The following is a 15,913-nucleotide window of genomic DNA, read 5'->3' as shown; positions in this document are numbered from 1 at the left end:
TCCGTTGGCAATGACCGATCCCGCCACGCCTTTCGACGCCAAGGCCTTCCTGAAGACGGTACCCGAGGAACCCGGTGTCTATCGCATGATAGGCGTCGAGGAACGGGTGCTCTACGTCGGCAAGGCCAAGAATCTCAAGCGACGGGTGTCGAGCTACTTCTTGCGCACGCAGCCCAGTCCGCGCATTGCGTTGATGGTCGCCCAAATCCAGCGCGTCGACGTGACGGCGACGCGTTCGGAGGCCGAGGCGCTGATCCTCGAAAACAATCTTATCAAGAGCCTCGCGCCGCGCTACAACATCCTGTTCCGCGACGACAAGTCGTATCCGTATATCGAACTCTCCGGCGACGGGTTTCCGCGCCTGGCTTACCACCGGGGCGCCTTCGCGAAGGGCGCACGGTACTTCGGGCCGTTTCCGAACGCTTACGCCGTGCGCGAGAGCATCCACCTGCTGCAGAAGACCTTCCAGTTGCGCACCTGCGAGAACTCGGTGTTCCAGAACCGTTCGCGCCCGTGCCTGCTGCACCAGATCAAGCGCTGCACCGCGCCCTGCGTCGGCCTGATCGACCGCGAGGACTACGCGGCCGACGTGAAGCTCGCGGCGCGTTTCCTCGACGGGCGTGCCTCCGAGGTCATCGATGACCTGAGCGCGCGCATGCATGCCGCTGCCGAGCGCCTCGCGTTCGAGGAGGCGGCGGCGATCCGCGACCAGGTGCGCGTGCTGCAGGCCGTGCTGCAGCGGCAGTATGTCGACAGCCGCAGGGACGAGGACGTCGACATCATCGCCGCGGTCGAGGAAGGCGGGTTGACCTGCGTGAATATCGCGATGGTGCGTGGCGGCCGGCACCTCGGCGACCGCCCGCAGTTCCCAAGTGCCGCTGCAGGCTGCGGTGCGCTCGACGGCGCTCTGGCCTTCGTCGAGCAGCACTATCGCGATCACGGCATGCCCGCGCGCCTGCTGCTCGACGTTCCGCTGGAGCCGGTCAAGGTCCTGATGGCGGAGATCAGCGACAAGCCCTGCGCGCTGGTGACGCCGCGCAGCGCCGCCGAAAAGGCGTGGATGGAGATGGCGGAGAACAATGCGCGTCTCGCGATCCTCGCCCGCGCGCGCGACACGGGGCGCAGCGAGGCGCGCCTGGAGGCGCTGCGCGAGGTGTTGGACCTGCCCGAGGCGCCACGCCGCGTCGAATGCTTCGACATCAGCCACACGATGGGCGAGGCGACCGTCGCGTCCTGCGTCGTGTGCGTCGATGGCGCGATGAAGAATTCCGAATATCGCCGCTACAACATCGCCGGCATCACCGGTGGCGACGATTTCGCAGCGATGCGGCAGGTGCTGGAACGCCGCTACGGCAAGGTCGCAGCGGGCGAAGGGCTGTGCCCCGACCTGATCCTGATCGACGGCGGCAAGGGGCAGGTCAGTTCCGCACTCGCGGTGCTGACCGAGGTCGGGCTCGAGTCGATCGCGATGGTCGGCGTCGCCAAGGGCGAGGAGCGCAAGCCGGGCCTGGAGACGCTGATCTTCCCGGACGGGCGCGCTCCGCTGAACCTCGCGTCGGATCACCCCGCGCTACACCTGATCCAGGAAATCCGCGACGAGGCGCACCGTTTCGCGATCACGGGGCATCGCGCACGCAGGGCCAAGGCGCGCATCGGTTCGCGCCTCGAGGACATTCCCGGGGTCGGCGCGACGCGGCGGCGCAACCTGCTCGCGACCTTCGGCGGGCTCGACGGCGTGCGTGCGGCCACGGTCGAGGATCTATGCCGTGTCGATGGGGTGAGCCGAAAGCTCGCCGAAGCGATATACAATGCGTTGCACTAGCCATGCATTTGTCGCATTTCCGTCATCTTCTCAATGCAGATCAACATTCCGAACTCGCTGACCTGGGCGCGCATCGCGCTGATACCGCTCTTTGTCGGCGTCTTCTACCTTCCGGAGCAGTGGCTTGATCCGCAGGAGAAGAACCTGGCCGCGACCATGATCTTCATCGTCGCGGCGGTGACGGACTGGTTCGACGGTTACCTCGCGCGTGCGCTGAACCAGACCTCCGCTTTCGGCGCCTTCCTCGATCCCGTTGCCGACAAGCTCATGGTGGCTGCGGCGCTGATCCTGCTCGTCCAGCTCGCGCGCGTGGATTCGATCATCGCCGTGGTCATCATCGGGCGCGAGATCACCATTTCCGCGCTGCGCGAATGGATGGCGCGTATCGGCGCATCCGCGGGTGTCGCGGTTGCCTTCGTCGGCAAGCTCAAGACCGCCGCGCAGATGACCGCGATTCCCCTCCTGCTGTACGACGCACCCTTGCTGCATCTGAACGTCCGGCTGGTCGGCGAGATCCTGATCTATGTCGCGGCGGCGTTGACCTTGTGGTCGATGGGCTACTACCTGCATCGCGCGATGCCCCATCTGGCGAACGAAGGAAGCAAGGCGAAGCGTCCCGGTTGATGCTGGGCAGGGGCGTCGCCGCACGGTAGAATGCCCAGCCCTCGCGGGCCGGGATGGTGAAATCGGTAGACACAGCAGACTTAAAATCTGCAGCCCTTGGGCGTACGGGTTCGACCCCCGTTCCCGGCACCACGCGCCAACGGGCATGCGTTTGCCCCAGTCCGGAAAATCACGTGATCGTTCTCAACCTCAACTGCGACCATGAGCACCTGTTCGAGGGCTGGTTCGCCTCGTCGGCTGCTTACGACGAGCAACGCGAGCGGGGACTGGTGTCCTGTCCGGTGTGCGGGTCTACGACGATTTCGCGGCGTCCCAGCGCGCCTTACGTGAACACGGGAGCTTCGGCCCCGGCGCCGGCGAGAAAATCCGGCGCGCCTGTTCGCTCCGGAGCAGCACAAGCGGCTCCGGCGGCGCCGGACGCCGATGTGGTTGCGGCGGCCGTGGCGATGTTGCGCCGTCTCGGCCGGGAGTCGGAGGACGTGGGGGATCGCTTTGCCGACGAAGCGCGCCGCATCCATCATGGCGAGAGCGATGCGCGCAATATCCGCGGCCGTGCGACGCGTGACGACGTCAGCGAGTTGATCGACGAGGGCATTTCCGTGCTGCCCCTGCCCGCCGACGAGGATCTGCACTGAAGCTTGCATCGGCGCGGCGGTCGATTGTCAGCAGCGCGCCTGAATCAGCGGGATCCACATTTCGTCGGGCGACAGACCGCCGTGAACGCCGATCATCGCGTGTTCCTGTTCGCCCGCAACGTGGTCGCGAATGGTCCAGCCCGGTTCCATCAGCAGTACATGAGTCCCGACACGCTCCTGCAGGCGCCGATGGGGCTTGCCCGGGCCAAAGACACCGAGGCCGATCAGATCTTCCGACCGCGTCACGGCGGCCTTTCCCGTCAGGCATTCGCGTGCCATCCGCTCGAAATCCCGCTCTGCTCCGCGGCGCACGGCGCAGAAGGCAGTACGCCGTTCGCCGAACAGCGGGGCTGCCAGCAGCGTTTGCAGTCCGGGCAGGGCGTCGAGATCGATCACGCGTTCCGGCGGCGAGTCGATGAAGCCGTGATCGGCGGTGAGGACGATGTCGGTCCCGCTTCCGCGCAGTCGTTCGAGGAGCTGCCCGAAGGCGGCGTCGATGCGCTCGAAGTGAGTGTGCACCTCCTTCGAGTTGCAGCCATAAGCGTGACTGAGACCGTCGAAGGTCGGATAGTAGGCATGCACGAGGATCGGATGGCTTCCGCTTGCCCCGATCGTCGCGGCGATCGCATCGATCATTCCTTGCAGGCCCTTGTAGCCCACGGTGCTGGCTCCGCGGCTGTGACGGCGCGAGTAGGGCGAGGATGCCAGGTCGCGGGGCGAAATGAAGACCGCAGGGCGTTTGCAGCGCTGGAAGAGCGTGCGATAGGCAAAGAGCCGGGGCACGGCCAGCGGCCCCCTCAAGGGCGCGCCTCCGCGCTGGATGGCCGGCAGCGGTGCGATGACGCCGCCGAAGCGCCGATCGTGGATGAACCACCCCGTCAGGCCATGGCGGGCCGGCGGGAGGCCCGTCATCGTCGTCGTGACGGCGCTTGCGGTGGTGCTCGGGAACACGGAGGTGAGGCGGCCCGTCCGGTGGGCGAGCAGGGTTCCCTCGGCGCCGGTGCGCTGCAGGAACATGTCGCCGAGGCCGTCGATGAGGATGAAGACGAGCTTGCGCGGGGTGGCGTCGGGGGCTGGGGGGGCGGACGGCCCGGGTGCGTGCCAGGGGTGGCCGTCGAGATAAGCCCGCACATTGCGGATCAGCCCGAACAGGCCGCCGTTGCGATAGTCGGGAAGCACAGCATTGTGCGGCAGCTCAATGCCTGGCAGATCGGACGGGGCGGGCAGCCGGGAGCGGGACATGAAAATAGGCGACAGAAAGACAAAAAGGGAAGGTGCGCCGGCACCTTCCCTTTGTCAAATACTGGAGCGGGAAACGAGTCTCGAACTCGCGACCTCAACCTTGGCAAGGTTGCGCTCTACCAACTGAGCTATTCCCGCGTGTACTTCTGGAGGCGCGAGCCGGAGTCGAACCGACCTACACGGATTTGCAATCCGGTGCATAACCGCTTTGCTATCGCGCCGTTTGTCTGCCCTGACCCCGATACGCCTCTATCGGGTGGAAAGGCTTTACGGAGCCTTTCCGAGAATTTGGAGCGGGAAACGAGTCTCGAACTCGCGACCTCAACCTTGGCAAGGTTGCGCTCTACCAACTGAGCTATTCCCGCGAAAGACCGCCATTATAGGTCGTAATCTGGCGGTGTCAACTGCCTCTGCAATCCTGTTTTCAGTGATCGCGCTGGGGCTTCTTCTTTCCCGGTTTGAAGCCGGTGGCCGGCGTATCGCGACGGTCGGAGTGGAAGGGCTTGCCTCCGTGCGGGCGATCTCCGCCCGGCTTGCCGGCGGGCTTGTCCCACGGTTTCGCGAAGGGCTTGCGGGGTGCGTCCTCGCTGCGGGGAGCGGGCTTCGCGCCGAAACGCGGCCCCGGGCCGGGGCGGGGGCGTGCGGCGTCGCGCTGTGCCTCTTCGTGGTCCAGCGGGCGGATGTTCAGCTGGCGCTGTCGCACACGCACGCGACGCAGGATGTCCAGGACGTCGTGAGGCAGGTCGCCCGGCAGTTCGACCGTGCTGTAATCCTCGTACAGGTTGATCTGGCCGATGAAGCGGCTTTCGATGCCGGCTTCGTTCGCGATCGCGCCGACGATGTCCTTGGGGGTCGCCTGCTGGTTGCGGCCGACCTCGATGCGGTAGCGCTGCAGTCGTCCGTCGGCGAAATCGCGGCGGCGCTCGAGGATGGCGTCGCGGTTCTCGCGCGGGGGGCGCTCCGCGCGCGGGGCGGATTGAGCGGCGGCGATGTCCGGGCCGGCGCTCCGCGGCAATTGCAGGGGGCGTTCGCGCTGTGCGAGGAAGGCAAGGGCGGCGGCAATGTCGTGGATGTCGGCGTCGTGGCTGCCTTCCATGCCGGCGACGACCTCGCGAAAGAAGTCGAGGTCTTCGGATTCGAGCACGGTTGCCACCTGTTGGCGGAAGGCGGTCACGCGCTTGTCGGCGACGGCTTCGCGTGACGGCAGTTGCAGCGGCTCGATCGGCTGGCGCGTCGCCCGTTCGATCACCTTCAGCATGCGCATCTCGCGCGGCGCGACGAAGAGGATGGCGCTACCGGTACGGCCTGCGCGACCCGTGCGGCCGATGCGGTGAACATAGGCCTCGGTGTCGTAGGGGATGTCGTAGTTGATGACGTGGCTGATGCGGGGCACGTCAAGGCCGCGTGCGGCGACGTCGGTCGCGACGACGATATCGAGGCTGCCGCCCTTGAGTTGTTCGATGACGCGTTCGCGCAGCTGCTGGGTCATGTCGCCGTTCAGTGCGGCAGCTGCATAGCCGCGCGCCTCGAGCTTCTCGGCGAGCTCGACGGTAGCGGTCTTGGTGCGCACGAAGACGATCGCGGCGTCGAACTCTTCCTCGACCTCGAGGATGCGCGTGAGGGCGTCGAGCTTGTGCGCGACGGCGATCTGGCAGAAGCGCTGGCGGATCGTCGTCACGGTGGTCGTGGCGGTCTTGATCTTCACTTCGCGCGGCTCGCGCAGGTAGCGGTGGGCCACTCGCCGGATGGCGTCCGGCATCGTCGCGGAGAACAGCGCGGTCTGCCGTTCGGCCGGGACGTGCTCGAGGATCCATTCGACGTCGTCGATGAAGCCCATGCGCAGCATCTCGTCGGCCTCGTCGAGCACCAGCGTCTTGAGGCCGTCGAGGTTGAGGCTCGCGCGTTCGAGGTGGTCCATCACGCGTCCCGGGGTGCCCACGACGACATGCGCGCCGCGGCTCAGCTGGCGCAGCTGCACGACCATGCTCTGGCCGCCGTAGATCGGCAGCACGTGGAAGCCGGGCAGGTTCTTCGCATAGCGCTGGAAGGCTTCCGCGACCTGGATCGCGAGTTCGCGGGTCGGGGTGAGCACGAGGATTTGCGGCTTGCGGGCGGAGAGGTCGAGGCGGTCGAGCAGCGGCAGCGCGAAGGCCGCCGTCTTGCCGGTGCCGGTCTGGGCCTCGCCCAGCAGGTCGTGCCCCGCGAGGAGGAGCGGGATGCAGGCTGCCTGGATCGGGGAGGGCGTTTCATATCCGATGCCGGCGAGGGCTTCGAGGATCGGAGGGCTCAGCTCGAGCTGGGCAAAGGATTCGATGGCGGGATTCATGGGCGTCCGAGAGTGGGGGAGATGGGGGGACGTACCGGCTGTGCGTGCATCGTACCGAGTTCGCCCGGTGTGGCGTTGACAGCCCGCGAATGCGGACCGGATTGCCCGGTCCGCCTGGGCCCGCTCAGGCGCGCAGCGCTGCGGTGCAGTGGGCCTGGATGATGGGCAGGATCTGCCCGAAGATCTTGGGGCTGCCGGCGACGACATTGCCGGTTTCCATGTAGGTGCCTTCGCCGGCGAGGTCGCTCACCAGACCGCCCGCCTCCTGGATCAGCAGTGCGCCGGCGGCCATGTCCCAGGGTTGCAGGCCCATCTCCCAGAAGCCGTCGAGGCGCCCGCAGGCCACGTAGGCGAGATCGAGCGAGGCGGCGCCGGGGCGGCGGATACCGGCGGTCTTCTGCGTCAGGTCCTTGAACATTGCCAGGTAGGCGTCGACATGGTCGAACTCGCGGAACGGAAAGCCCGTGCCGATCAGCGATTCGTTCAGGCGGATGCGCTTGGAAACACGCATGCGCCGGTCATTGAGGAAGGCGCCGCGGCCCTTGCTGGCGGTGAACAATTCGTTGCGCGTCACGTCGTAGACGACGCCCTGTTCGAGCACGCCGTTTTTGGCCAGCGCGATCGAGATCGCGTACTGGGGAAAGCCGTGGATGAAGTTCGTCGTGCCGTCGATCGGGTCGATGATCCACTGGTATTCGCTGTCGGAGGACTCCGCGGAGGCGCCGGACTCCTCTGCTAGAATGCCGTGCTCCGGGTATGCTTCGCGCAGAACCTCGATGATGGCGGCCTCGGCGGCCTGATCGACCTCGGTGACGAAATCGTTCGGGGACTTGGCCTGGACCGAAACCTGGTCCAGCTGCAGTGAGGCGCGATTGATGATGGAGCCCGCGCGGCGGGCGGCTTTCACTGCGATGTTCAGGGTGGGGTTCATGCGCGTCGGTCTCGCTGGAGTCGGGGGCCCGGAGAGCGTCCCGCTCGAAAGAATTCCAATAAAACGAAGTATTTTAATATGAACGGAGCCATCGCGCTCGACCGCGTCCGCATCGTACTTTCCCGTACCAGCCATCCCGGCAACATCGGCGCCGCTGCGCGCGCGATGAAGACGATGGGGCTGGGTCGGCTCGTGCTGGTCCAGCCAGCGTCTTTCCCCGATCCGGTTGCGGAGGCGCGTGCTTCCGGTGCCGGCGACCTCCTCGCGACCGCACGGGTGGTCGGTTCGCTGGAGGAGGCGCTCGAGGGCACGATCCTGTCCGCCGCCGTCACGGCAAGGCGGCGCGAGCGCTCCGTGCCCGTGCGCAATGCGCGCGAGGCGGCTCCGGAGCTGGTGTCGTTTGCCGAAAAGGGCGAGGTCGCATTGGTGTTCGGCAACGAAACGAGCGGACTCACGAACGAGGAGGTCGGGCTCTGCTCGACGCCTGTGACGATTCCAGCGAATCCCGCATTTTCGTCGCTCAATCTCGGCGCCGCGGTGCAGTTGCTGTGTTACGAGCTGCGCATGGCGGCGCTGGATCCTGTCCCGCCCGCAGAGCCGCTCCCGGATTTGGCGGCGTTCGAGGATATCGAAGGTTTCCATCGTCATCTGGAACGGGCGATGACGGTCAGCGGTTTCTATAACCCGGCAAATCCGAAGCGCCTGTTGCAGCGCGTGCGTCGCCTGTTCGGCCGCATAAGGCTTGAGAAGGAGGAGGTGAATATCCTCCGCGGCATCATTAGTGCGCTTGAGCGCAAAGCTGAGTAAAATACTCGGAAATAAAATAACGAGACACCGGAGCAAACCACTCATGTTCAGACGTCTGCGCGAAGATCTGGCCAGCGTTCGCGAACGCGACCCCGCCGCCCGCTCGACCTGGGAAGTGCTGACCTGTTATCCCGGCGTGCATGCGCTGTTCCTGCACCGCTTCGCGCACGGCGCGTGGAAGCGCGGCTTCTATTGGGTAGGGCGGTTCGTCAGCCACGTCGGCCGTTTCCTCACCGGCATCGAGATCCATCCGGGGGCGACGATAGGCCGGCGTGTCTTCATCGACCACGGCATGGGCGTCGTCATTGGCGAGACGGCCGAGATCGGGGACGACTGCACGATCTATCAGGGTGTGACGCTCGGGGGGACTTCGCTGTATCGCGGGACGAAACGCCATCCGACGCTGGGCAATGGGGTCGTGATCGGCGCCGGTGCCAAAGTGCTCGGCGGTTTCACGGTCGGTGACGGCGCACGGGTCGGCTCCAACGCGGTGGTCGTCAAGCCGGTGCCGGTCGGGGCCACCGCGGTCGGCAACCCGGCCCGCGTCATCGAGCCGGACCGGGATAATGCGCGGGACCGTGCGCGCGAGCAGAAGGCCGAGCAGATGGGCTTCTCCGCCTATGGCGTGACGAAGCAGATGGACGACCCGCTGACCAAGGCCCTGCACGGGCTGCTCGATCACGCGGTCGAGACCGACCGTCGCATCCAGATGCTGGTGGAGCGTCTGGAGAAGGCCGGATTCAGCCTCGACATAGCGATCGAGAAGAGCGACGAATTCGACGCAGAGCGCCTATCGAAGATGGTTGATTGAGTGACATCCGATTAGTTGACTGATTTTGTCGGGCTCCGTATAGTTGAGCGAAACGTTCGGGTATTCCCCCGGGCGAGAATCTCCGCGACAGAAGGAGCTCCGACATGAGACTGACCACCAAAGGACGTTTTGCAGTCACCGCGATGATCGATCTGGCATCGCGCCAAGCCGAAGGGCCGGTGACGCTGGCCGGCATCGCCGACCGGCAGAAGATCTCCCTGTCGTATCTCGAGCAGTTGTTCGGCAAGCTGCGCCGCCACAAGCTGGTGACCAGCGTGCGTGGTCCCGGCGGAGGCTACCGGCTGGCGCGCGACATGGGACGCATCACCGTTGCCGACATCATCGTCGCGGTGGACGAGCCGCTCGATGCGACTCAGTGCGGCGGCAAGCAGAACTGTCAGGATGAACATCGCTGCCTGACCCACGACCTGTGGGCCAACCTCAACAAGCGCATGTACGAGTATCTCGACTCGGTGACGCTGAATGCGCTGGTCCATCGCGAGATCAAGCCCGATCCGGACATGAGCGTCCTCAAGGACGTGCGCCGGCGCGCGATGGTCGCGATGCGCGAGGCTGCGGCGGCCTGACGGAACGGTGCCAGCGTGTTCGCCCCCGTCTATCTCGACTGGAACTCCACTGCGCCGCTTGAGCCGGCGGTGCGTGAGGCGATGCTGCCGTGGCTCGGCAGCCGCTTCGGCAATGCGTCGAGCCGGCACGAATACGGGCGGCAGGCGCGTGCTGCGGTAGACGAGGCGCGTGCGAGGGTTGCTGCGGCAGTCGGCGCCCACGCGACCGAAGTGGTTTTCACTAGCGGCGGCACCGAGGCGAACAACCTGTTCGTGAAGGGTGCGGCGGGCCTGATGAAGCCGGGGCTGATCGCGATCAGCGCGATCGAGCATCCCTGCGTGCGCGAACCGGCGAAACAGCTGCGGCGCGCCGACTGGACAGTGCGTGAAATCGCCGTCGATCGTGCGGGGCTGGTCAAGCGCACCGACTGGCTGGCCGTGCTGGCGGCGAAACCGGTGCTCGTGTCGGTGATGCTCGCCAACAACGAGACGGGCGTGCTGCAGGACGTCGCGACGCTCGCCCGCGAGGCGAAGGAAGCCGGTGCCTGGTTTCATACCGACGCGGTGCAGGCGCTGGGCAAGATCGGTGTCGATTTCCGTGCGCTGGGCGTCAATGCGATGACGCTGTCGGCGCACAAGATTGGCGGTCCGCTGGGGGCGGGTGCCCTGATCGTGGACAAGCGGCTGGAGTTGGCGCCGCTGCTCGCCGGTGGCGGGCAGGAGCGCGGTCTGCGCTCCGGTACGGAGAATGTCGCCGCGATCGTCGGCTTCGGCGTCGCGTGCGAGTTGGCAGCGGCCCGTGTGTCCGGAGAAAATGCACGCTTGTGCGGCCTGCGGGATACGCTGGAAGCGGGGCTGGCAGCGCACGGCATGCGGATTTTCTCGGCCGGTGTGCCGCGCCTGCCGAATACCGTGTTCTTCGCCGCCGAAGGCGTGGATGGCGAGACCCTGGTGGCGCGGCTCGATCGCGCAGGGTTTGCGTGTGCGAGCGGGTCGGCGTGTTCGAGCGCGAATCCGGAACCGTCGCACACCCTGCTGGCGATGGGCGTCGAGCGCGAGACGGCGCGCGGTGCGGTGCGCGTCAGCCTGGGGCGCGATACGCAGGAAAAGCATGTAGTCGATTTTCTGGCCTGCCTCGAGCAGCAGATGAGCGAATTGAACAATCTGACCGCCGTGGCGGTTCAATGAGCGACGGAGGAGTACCGATGCTGAAGTTTCCGATTTACCTGGACTATTCCGCTACCACGCCGGTCGATCCGCGCGTCGCGCAGGCGATGATCCCGTGGCTCACCGAGCATTTCGGCAACCCGGCGAGCCGCTCGCACGCCTACGGCTGGGAAGCCGAGAAGGCGGTCGAGGATGCGCGCGAGCAGGTCGCGGCGCTGGTGAATGCCGATCCCAAGGAAATCGTGTGGACTTCAGGCGCGACCGAGTCGAACAACCTTGCGATCAAGGGGGCCGCGCAGTTCTACAAGGGCAAGGGCAAGCACATCATCACGGTCAAGACCGAGCACAAGGCCGTGCTCGACACCTTCCGCGAACTCGAGCGTCAGGGCTTCGAGGCAACCTATCTCGACGTGCAGGAGAACGGCCTGATCGATCTGGCCGCGTTCCGCGACGCGCTACGCCCGGACACGGTCCTCGTGTCGGTGATGTTCGTGAATAACGAGGTCGGCGTGATCCAGCCGATCGCCGAGATCGGCGAGATCTGCCGCGAAAAGGGCATCACTTTCCACGTCGATGCCGCGCAGGCGACGGGTAAGGTCGATATCGACCTGCAGAAGCTGAAGGTCGATCTGATGTCCTTCTCCGCGCACAAGACCTACGGCCCGAAGGGTATCGGCGCGCTGTACGTGCGCCGCAAGCCGCGTGCGCGCCTCGAGGCACAGATGCACGGCGGCGGTCATGAACGCGGCCTGCGTTCGGGCACCCTCGCGACGCACCAGATCGTCGGCATGGGTGAAGCCTTCCGCATCGCGCGCGAGGAGATGAAGGTCGAGAACGAACGCGTCCGCATGCTGCGCGACCGTCTGCTCAAGGGCCTGCAGGACATCGATGCGACCTATGTGAACGGCGATCTCGAGCAGCGCGTGCCGCACAACCTCAACATTTCCTTCGCCTATGTCGAAGGCGAATCGATGATCATGGCAGTCAAGGACATCGCGGTATCGAGCGGTTCGGCCTGTACGTCGGCGAGCCTGGAGCCGTCCTACGTGCTGCGCGCGCTCGGGCGCAACGACGAACTCGCCCATAGCTCGATCCGTTTCTCGATCGGCCGCTTCACGACCGAAGAGGAAATCGACTACACCATCGACCTCATGCACAAGAAGATCGGCAAGCTGCGCGAACTGTCGCCGCTGTGGGAAATGGTGCAGGAAGGCGTCGATCTGAATACCGTGCAGTGGGCAGCCCACTGAGCATCCCGAGACAGGAGAACGATAATGGCATACAGTGAAAAAGTCCTCGATCACTACGAGAATCCCCGCAACGTCGGCGCCTTCTCGAAGGAAGACGAAGGCGTTGGCACCGGCATGGTCGGCGCACCGGCCTGTGGCGACGTGATGAAGCTGCAGATCAAGGTGGGCAAGGACGGCGTCATCGAAGATGCCAAGTTCAAGACTTACGGCTGTGGTTCCGCGATCGCGTCGAGCTCGCTGGTGACCGAATGGGTCAAGGGCAAGACGGTCGAGCAGGCGCTCGAGATCAAGAACACGCAGATCGCCGAAGAGCTCGCGCTGCCGCCGGTCAAGATCCATTGTTCGATCCTCGCCGAGGACGCCATCAAGGCGGCCGTGGCAGACTATAAAAAGAAACACGAAGGCTGAAACCGGGAGGCGAAATCATGAGCGTCACTGTCAGCACGAGCGCAGCCAAGCACGTTTCGACTTTCATCGCCAAGCGCGGCAAGGGTCTCGGTATCCGTCTCGGTGTCCGCACCTCGGGCTGTTCGGGTATGGCCTACCGCCTCGAATTCGTCGACGAGACGCATGACGACGACGTGGTGTTCGAGAGCAACGGCGTGAAGGTTATCGTCGACCAGAAGAGCCTGGCCTACCTGGATGGCACCGAACTCGATTTCGTCCGCGAGGGCCTGAACGAAGGCTTCAAGTTCAACAACCCGAACGTCAAGGACTCGTGCGGCTGCGGCGAGAGCTTCAACGTCTGAAACCCGCGATCCGGATCCGATGAGCATCGACCTCCTGCAGGATTTCTTCGGGCTGTTCGGGCTGCCCCGCCGGTTTCGCATCGACGAGGCGGCGCTCGAGTTCGCCTATCATGATCTGCAGGGGCGCGTGCATCCCGACCGTTTCGCACATCTGCCCGACAGCGAGAAGCGCCTGTCGATGCAATGGGCGACGCAGGTGAATGAAGGCTTCCGCACGCTGCGCAAGCCGTTGTCGCGTGCCACCTACCTCCTCGAGCTGATGGGCGTCGACGCCGGGCTGCACACGAACACCGCGATGTCGCCGGCCTTCCTGATGGAACAGATGGAATGGCGCGAGGCGGTCGAGGAGGCGCGGGCCGCGGGTGAAGCGGAAGAACTCGCGCAACTTCACACGCGCCTGCGCCAGCACTCGCGCGAGGTGTTCGACGAGCTCGCCCGGCAGTGCGACGACGAGCATGATTATTCCGCTGCCGCGGAAACCCTGCGCCGGCTGATGTTCATGGAAAAATTACAACACGAGATCGACGACGCCCTCGAGGCGCTGGAGAGCTGATGGCACTTCTGCAAATCGCCGAACCCGGTCTGTCGACCGAGCCGCACAAGCACCGCCTGGCCGTGGGCATAGACCTCGGCACGACCAACTCGCTCGTTGCGACGGTGCGCAATGGCATCGCCGTGTGCCTCGTCGATGAGGAAGGGCGCGCGATGCTTCCGTCCATCGTCCGATACCATGCCGACGGCCGGGTCGAGGTCGGCCGCAGTGCGGCGGTGGCCCACGCGACCGATCCCAGGAACACGATCATCTCGGTGAAGCGCTTCATGGGGCGCGGCCTCAAGGACGTCGCCTACATCGAATCGATGCCTTATGACTTCGTCGATGCGGGCGGGATGCTGCGCCTGCGTACCGTGCAGGGCGTGAAGTCGCCCGTGGAGGTCTCGGCGGAGGTTCTCAAGGTGCTGGCGGCGCGCGCGCAGGCGAGCCTCGCCGGGGAACTCACGGGCGCGGTGATCACCGTGCCCGCCTATTTCGACGACGCGCAGCGCCAGGCGACGAAGGATGCGGCGAAGCTCGCCGGCATCAACGTCCTGCGGCTGCTCAATGAACCCACCGCAGCGGCGGTCGCATACGGCCTCGACAACGCGGCCGAAGGCGTCTACGCGGTTTACGACCTCGGCGGCGGCACCTTCGACCTGTCCATTCTCAAGCTTTCCCGCGGCATCTTCGAGGTGCTGGCGACCAATGGCGATGCGGCGCTCGGTGGCGACGACTTCGACCACCGGCTGTTCTGCTGGGCGCTGGACCAGAGCGAGATCGATCCGCCGTCGAGCGAAGACGCCCGCCGTCTGCTGCTGAAGGCGCGCGAGGCGAAGGAATTGCTGACCGCGTGCGAGGAGGCGTCGATCAAGGCGGCGCTGGGATCCGGCGAAAAGGTCGATCTCGTCGTCACGCGCGACCAGTTCGCCGACATGACGAAGCACCTCGTGCAGAAGACCGTCGCGCCGATGCGCAAGGTGCTGCGCGATGCGGGGCTCGCTCCCGAGGACATCAAGGGCGTCGTGATGGTCGGCGGCGCCACGCGCATGCCGCACGTACAGCGCGCGGTGGCCGAATTCTTCGGTCAGGAGCCGCTGACGAACCTCGATCCGGACAAGGTCGTCGCGCTCGGCGCGGCGATCCAGGCCAACGTGCTGGCGGGCAACCGCAAGGACGAGGAGGACTGGCTGCTGCTCGACGTGATCCCGCTGTCGCTCGGACTCGAGATGATGGGGGGGCTCACGGAGAAGGTCGTGCCGCGCAATTCGACCCTACCGATCGCGCGCGCGCAGGAGTTCACGACCTACAAGGACGGCCAGACGGCCATGGCCTTCCACGTCGTGCAGGGCGAGCGTGAGCTCGTCGCCGATTGCCGTTCGCTGGCGCGCTTCGAGCTGCGCGGCATCCCGCCGATGGCGGCCGGTGCGGCGCGCATTCGCGTGACCTTCCAGGTCGATGCCGATGGCCTGCTGTCGGTATCGGCCCGCGAGATGTCGTCGGGCGTCGAGGCCAGCGTGCTCGTGAAGCCGTCCTATGGCCTCACGGATGACGAGATCGCCGGCATGCTGCGCGACGGCGTCGAGCGCGCGTCGGAGGATATCGACGCGCGCGCGTTGCGCGAGCAGCAGGTCGAGGCCGACCGCGTGATCGAGGCGACTCTCGTCGCGCTGGAGCAGGATGGCGATCTGCTGAGCGCGGAGGAGCGCGCGGCGATCGACGCGGCCATCGGCGAAGCCCGTGAAACCGCAGCGGGTCATGACCCGCGTGCCATCAAGCGCAGCACGGAAGCTCTCTCCCGTGCGACCAACGAATTTGCCGCCCGCCGCATGGACAAGAGCATCCGTCAGGCGCTGGCGGGTCACAAGGTGGATGAGATTCAGGTATGACGCAGATCATCGTATTGCCGCACGTGGAACTCTGTCCGGACGGGACGGTTATCGAGGCGGAGCCGGGTACGTCGATCTGCGACGCGCTACTGCACAACGGCATCGAGATCGAGCACGCGTGCGAGCAGTCCTGTGCCTGCACGACCTGCCACGTGATCGTGCGCGAGGGCTTCGGGTCGCTCAACGAGGCCGAGGAAGAGGAAGAGGATCTCCTCGACAAGGCCTGGGGCTTGGAGTCGCAGTCGCGGCTTTCCTGCCAGGCGGTCGTCGCGGAAACGCCGCTGGTGGTCGAGATTCCCCGCTACACGATCAACATGGCCCGGGAGGGGAAGCACTGATGAAGTGGACCGAGGTTCAGGAGATCGCCATCCAGCTCGCGGACAAGTTTCCCGAGGCGGACCCGACGCGCGTCAATTTTGTCGACCTGATGAACTGGGTGATGGCCCTTCCCGAGTTCGAGGACGATCCGGCGCACTGCGGCGAGCGCGTGCTGGAGGCCATCCAGCAGGCGTGGATCGACGAAGTGGCCTGAACGGCCAGGGAATCGCCGGCCCGCGTCGCC

General features: G+C 65.7%; 17 protein-coding genes and 4 tRNA genes. 15 read left to right on the top strand and 6 right to left on the bottom strand.

The window, feature by feature from the left end; translation table 11 throughout:
* Window positions 1-10: 10 nt before the first annotated feature.
* The 4 genes from uvrC to F464_RS0123495 all read left to right on the top strand — a co-directional run bounded on the left by uvrC (window position 11) and on the right by F464_RS0123495 (window position 3,081).
* Complete coding sequence (gene uvrC, locus F464_RS0123510; protein ID WP_018992312.1) at window positions 11-1,822, top strand: excinuclease ABC subunit UvrC; 1,812 nt, start codon at window positions 11-13, stop codon at window positions 1,820-1,822.
* A 33-nt stretch (window positions 1,823-1,855) separates the two neighbouring features.
* A complete protein-coding gene (gene pgsA / locus F464_RS0123505; RefSeq protein WP_018992311.1) occupies window positions 1,856-2,446 on the top strand; it encodes a CDP-diacylglycerol--glycerol-3-phosphate 3-phosphatidyltransferase in 591 nt (196 codons plus the stop codon).
* Window positions 2,447-2,493: 47 nt separating this feature from the next.
* Window positions 2,494-2,578, top strand: a tRNA-Leu gene (locus tag F464_RS0123500).
* Window positions 2,579-2,619: 41 nt separating this feature from the next.
* The gene (locus F464_RS0123495) at window positions 2,620-3,081 is read left to right on the top strand and encodes a DUF1178 family protein (RefSeq protein ID WP_018992310.1); all 462 of its coding nucleotides are present in this window, start codon (window positions 2,620-2,622) and stop codon (window positions 3,079-3,081) included.
* 27 nt (window positions 3,082-3,108) lie between these two features.
* Here F464_RS0123495 and F464_RS0123490 read toward each other — a convergent pair whose 3' ends face one another.
* From F464_RS0123490 to F464_RS0123465, 6 genes are all read right to left on the bottom strand, one after another.
* The gene (locus F464_RS0123490) at window positions 3,109-4,323 is read right to left on the bottom strand and encodes an alkaline phosphatase family protein (protein WP_018992309.1); all 1,215 of its coding nucleotides are present in this window, start codon (window positions 4,321-4,323) and stop codon (window positions 3,109-3,111) included.
* Between the two features lie 62 nt (window positions 4,324-4,385).
* Window positions 4,386-4,461 (bottom strand) — tRNA-Gly (locus F464_RS0123485).
* A gap of 9 nt (window positions 4,462-4,470) precedes the next feature.
* Window positions 4,471-4,544 (bottom strand) — tRNA-Cys (locus F464_RS0123480).
* A 68-nt stretch (window positions 4,545-4,612) separates the two neighbouring features.
* Window positions 4,613-4,688, bottom strand: a tRNA-Gly gene (locus F464_RS0123475).
* Between the two features lie 59 nt (window positions 4,689-4,747).
* On the bottom strand, window positions 4,748-6,649 hold the full coding sequence (locus F464_RS0123470; protein ID WP_018992308.1) for a DEAD/DEAH box helicase: 1,902 nt from the start codon (window positions 6,647-6,649) through the stop codon (window positions 4,748-4,750).
* A 124-nt stretch (window positions 6,650-6,773) separates the two neighbouring features.
* A complete protein-coding gene (locus F464_RS0123465) occupies window positions 6,774-7,580 on the bottom strand; it encodes an inositol monophosphatase family protein (protein ID WP_018992307.1) in 807 nt (268 codons plus the stop codon).
* 78 nt (window positions 7,581-7,658) lie between these two features.
* Between F464_RS0123465 and F464_RS0123460 the strand changes: the two genes are divergently transcribed.
* The 11 genes from F464_RS0123460 (at window position 7,659) to iscX (ending at window position 15,883) form a co-directional block, all read left to right on the top strand.
* Complete coding sequence (locus F464_RS0123460) at window positions 7,659-8,387, top strand: RNA methyltransferase (RefSeq protein WP_018992306.1); 729 nt, start codon at window positions 7,659-7,661, stop codon at window positions 8,385-8,387.
* Window positions 8,388-8,430: 43 nt separating this feature from the next.
* Complete coding sequence (gene cysE / locus F464_RS0123455; protein WP_018992305.1) at window positions 8,431-9,198, top strand: serine O-acetyltransferase; 768 nt, start codon at window positions 8,431-8,433, stop codon at window positions 9,196-9,198.
* A 104-nt stretch (window positions 9,199-9,302) separates the two neighbouring features.
* Window positions 9,303-9,785, top strand: coding sequence for a Fe-S cluster assembly transcriptional regulator IscR (iscR, locus tag F464_RS0123450; protein WP_018992304.1), 483 nt, complete (start codon window positions 9,303-9,305; stop codon window positions 9,783-9,785).
* Window positions 9,786-9,800: 15 nt separating this feature from the next.
* On the top strand, window positions 9,801-10,952 hold the full coding sequence (locus F464_RS0123445) for a cysteine desulfurase family protein (protein WP_018992303.1): 1,152 nt from the start codon (window positions 9,801-9,803) through the stop codon (window positions 10,950-10,952).
* Between the two features lie 17 nt (window positions 10,953-10,969).
* Complete coding sequence (locus F464_RS0123440; RefSeq protein WP_018992302.1) at window positions 10,970-12,181, top strand: IscS subfamily cysteine desulfurase; 1,212 nt, start codon at window positions 10,970-10,972, stop codon at window positions 12,179-12,181.
* Window positions 12,182-12,205: 24 nt separating this feature from the next.
* The gene (gene iscU / locus F464_RS0123435; protein ID WP_018992301.1) at window positions 12,206-12,589 is read left to right on the top strand and encodes a Fe-S cluster assembly scaffold IscU; all 384 of its coding nucleotides are present in this window, start codon (window positions 12,206-12,208) and stop codon (window positions 12,587-12,589) included.
* Window positions 12,590-12,606: 17 nt separating this feature from the next.
* Entirely contained in the window at window positions 12,607-12,930 is a 324-nt protein-coding gene (gene iscA, locus F464_RS0123430) for an iron-sulfur cluster assembly protein IscA (RefSeq protein WP_018992300.1), read from the top strand.
* 19 nt (window positions 12,931-12,949) lie between these two features.
* On the top strand, window positions 12,950-13,483 hold the full coding sequence (gene hscB, locus F464_RS0123425; RefSeq protein WP_018992299.1) for a Fe-S protein assembly co-chaperone HscB: 534 nt from the start codon (window positions 12,950-12,952) through the stop codon (window positions 13,481-13,483).
* Complete coding sequence (gene hscA, locus F464_RS0123420) at window positions 13,483-15,351, top strand: Fe-S protein assembly chaperone HscA (RefSeq protein ID WP_018992298.1); 1,869 nt, start codon at window positions 13,483-13,485, stop codon at window positions 15,349-15,351. The genes hscB and hscA overlap by 1 nt, the downstream gene beginning before the upstream one ends.
* Complete coding sequence (fdx, locus tag F464_RS0123415) at window positions 15,348-15,689, top strand: ISC system 2Fe-2S type ferredoxin (RefSeq protein ID WP_018992297.1); 342 nt, start codon at window positions 15,348-15,350, stop codon at window positions 15,687-15,689. The genes hscA and fdx overlap by 4 nt, the downstream gene beginning before the upstream one ends.
* Window positions 15,689-15,883, top strand: coding sequence for a Fe-S cluster assembly protein IscX (iscX, locus tag F464_RS0123410; protein WP_018992296.1), 195 nt, complete (start codon window positions 15,689-15,691; stop codon window positions 15,881-15,883). The genes fdx and iscX overlap by 1 nt, the downstream gene beginning before the upstream one ends.
* The last annotated feature ends 30 nt before the right edge of the window (window positions 15,884-15,913 follow it).

Origin of the sequence: Aromatoleum toluclasticum ATCC 700605, from assembly GCF_000378245.1 — a bacterium.
In the GTDB taxonomy this organism is placed as follows: domain Bacteria; phylum Pseudomonadota; class Gammaproteobacteria; order Burkholderiales; family Rhodocyclaceae; genus Aromatoleum; species Aromatoleum toluclasticum.
The sequence above is the reverse complement of the archived record's forward strand: the minus strand, read 5'-3'. Positions and strand labels throughout refer to the sequence as shown.

What these genes read in the sequence shown, in the direction of transcription:
- iscU (WP_018992301.1), top strand. Translation starts at nt 12,206, where the DNA reads ATGGCATACAGTGAAAAAGTCCTCGATCACTACGAGAATCCCCGCAAC.
- iscA (WP_018992300.1), top strand. Translation starts at nt 12,607, where the DNA reads ATGAGCGTCACTGTCAGCACGAGCGCAGCCAAGCACGTTTCGACTTTC.
- F464_RS0123460 (WP_018992306.1), top strand. Translation starts at nt 7,659, where the DNA reads ATGAACGGAGCCATCGCGCTCGACCGCGTCCGCATCGTACTTTCCCGT.
- iscX (WP_018992296.1), top strand. Translation starts at nt 15,689, where the DNA reads ATGAAGTGGACCGAGGTTCAGGAGATCGCCATCCAGCTCGCGGACAAG.
- fdx (WP_018992297.1), top strand. Translation starts at nt 15,348, where the DNA reads ATGACGCAGATCATCGTATTGCCGCACGTGGAACTCTGTCCGGACGGG.
- pgsA (WP_018992311.1), top strand. Translation starts at nt 1,856, where the DNA reads ATGCAGATCAACATTCCGAACTCGCTGACCTGGGCGCGCATCGCGCTG.
- F464_RS0123465 (WP_018992307.1), bottom strand. Translation starts at nt 7,580, where the DNA reads ATGAACCCCACCCTGAACATCGCAGTGAAAGCCGCCCGCCGCGCGGGC.
- iscR (WP_018992304.1), top strand. Translation starts at nt 9,303, where the DNA reads ATGAGACTGACCACCAAAGGACGTTTTGCAGTCACCGCGATGATCGAT.
- uvrC (WP_018992312.1), top strand. Translation starts at nt 11, where the DNA reads ATGACCGATCCCGCCACGCCTTTCGACGCCAAGGCCTTCCTGAAGACG.
- hscA (WP_018992298.1), top strand. Translation starts at nt 13,483, where the DNA reads ATGGCACTTCTGCAAATCGCCGAACCCGGTCTGTCGACCGAGCCGCAC.
- cysE (WP_018992305.1), top strand. Translation starts at nt 8,431, where the DNA reads ATGTTCAGACGTCTGCGCGAAGATCTGGCCAGCGTTCGCGAACGCGAC.
- F464_RS0123470 (WP_018992308.1), bottom strand. Translation starts at nt 6,649, where the DNA reads ATGAATCCCGCCATCGAATCCTTTGCCCAGCTCGAGCTGAGCCCTCCG.
- F464_RS0123440 (WP_018992302.1), top strand. Translation starts at nt 10,970, where the DNA reads ATGCTGAAGTTTCCGATTTACCTGGACTATTCCGCTACCACGCCGGTC.
- hscB (WP_018992299.1), top strand. Translation starts at nt 12,950, where the DNA reads ATGAGCATCGACCTCCTGCAGGATTTCTTCGGGCTGTTCGGGCTGCCC.
- F464_RS0123490 (WP_018992309.1), bottom strand. Translation starts at nt 4,323, where the DNA reads ATGTCCCGCTCCCGGCTGCCCGCCCCGTCCGATCTGCCAGGCATTGAG.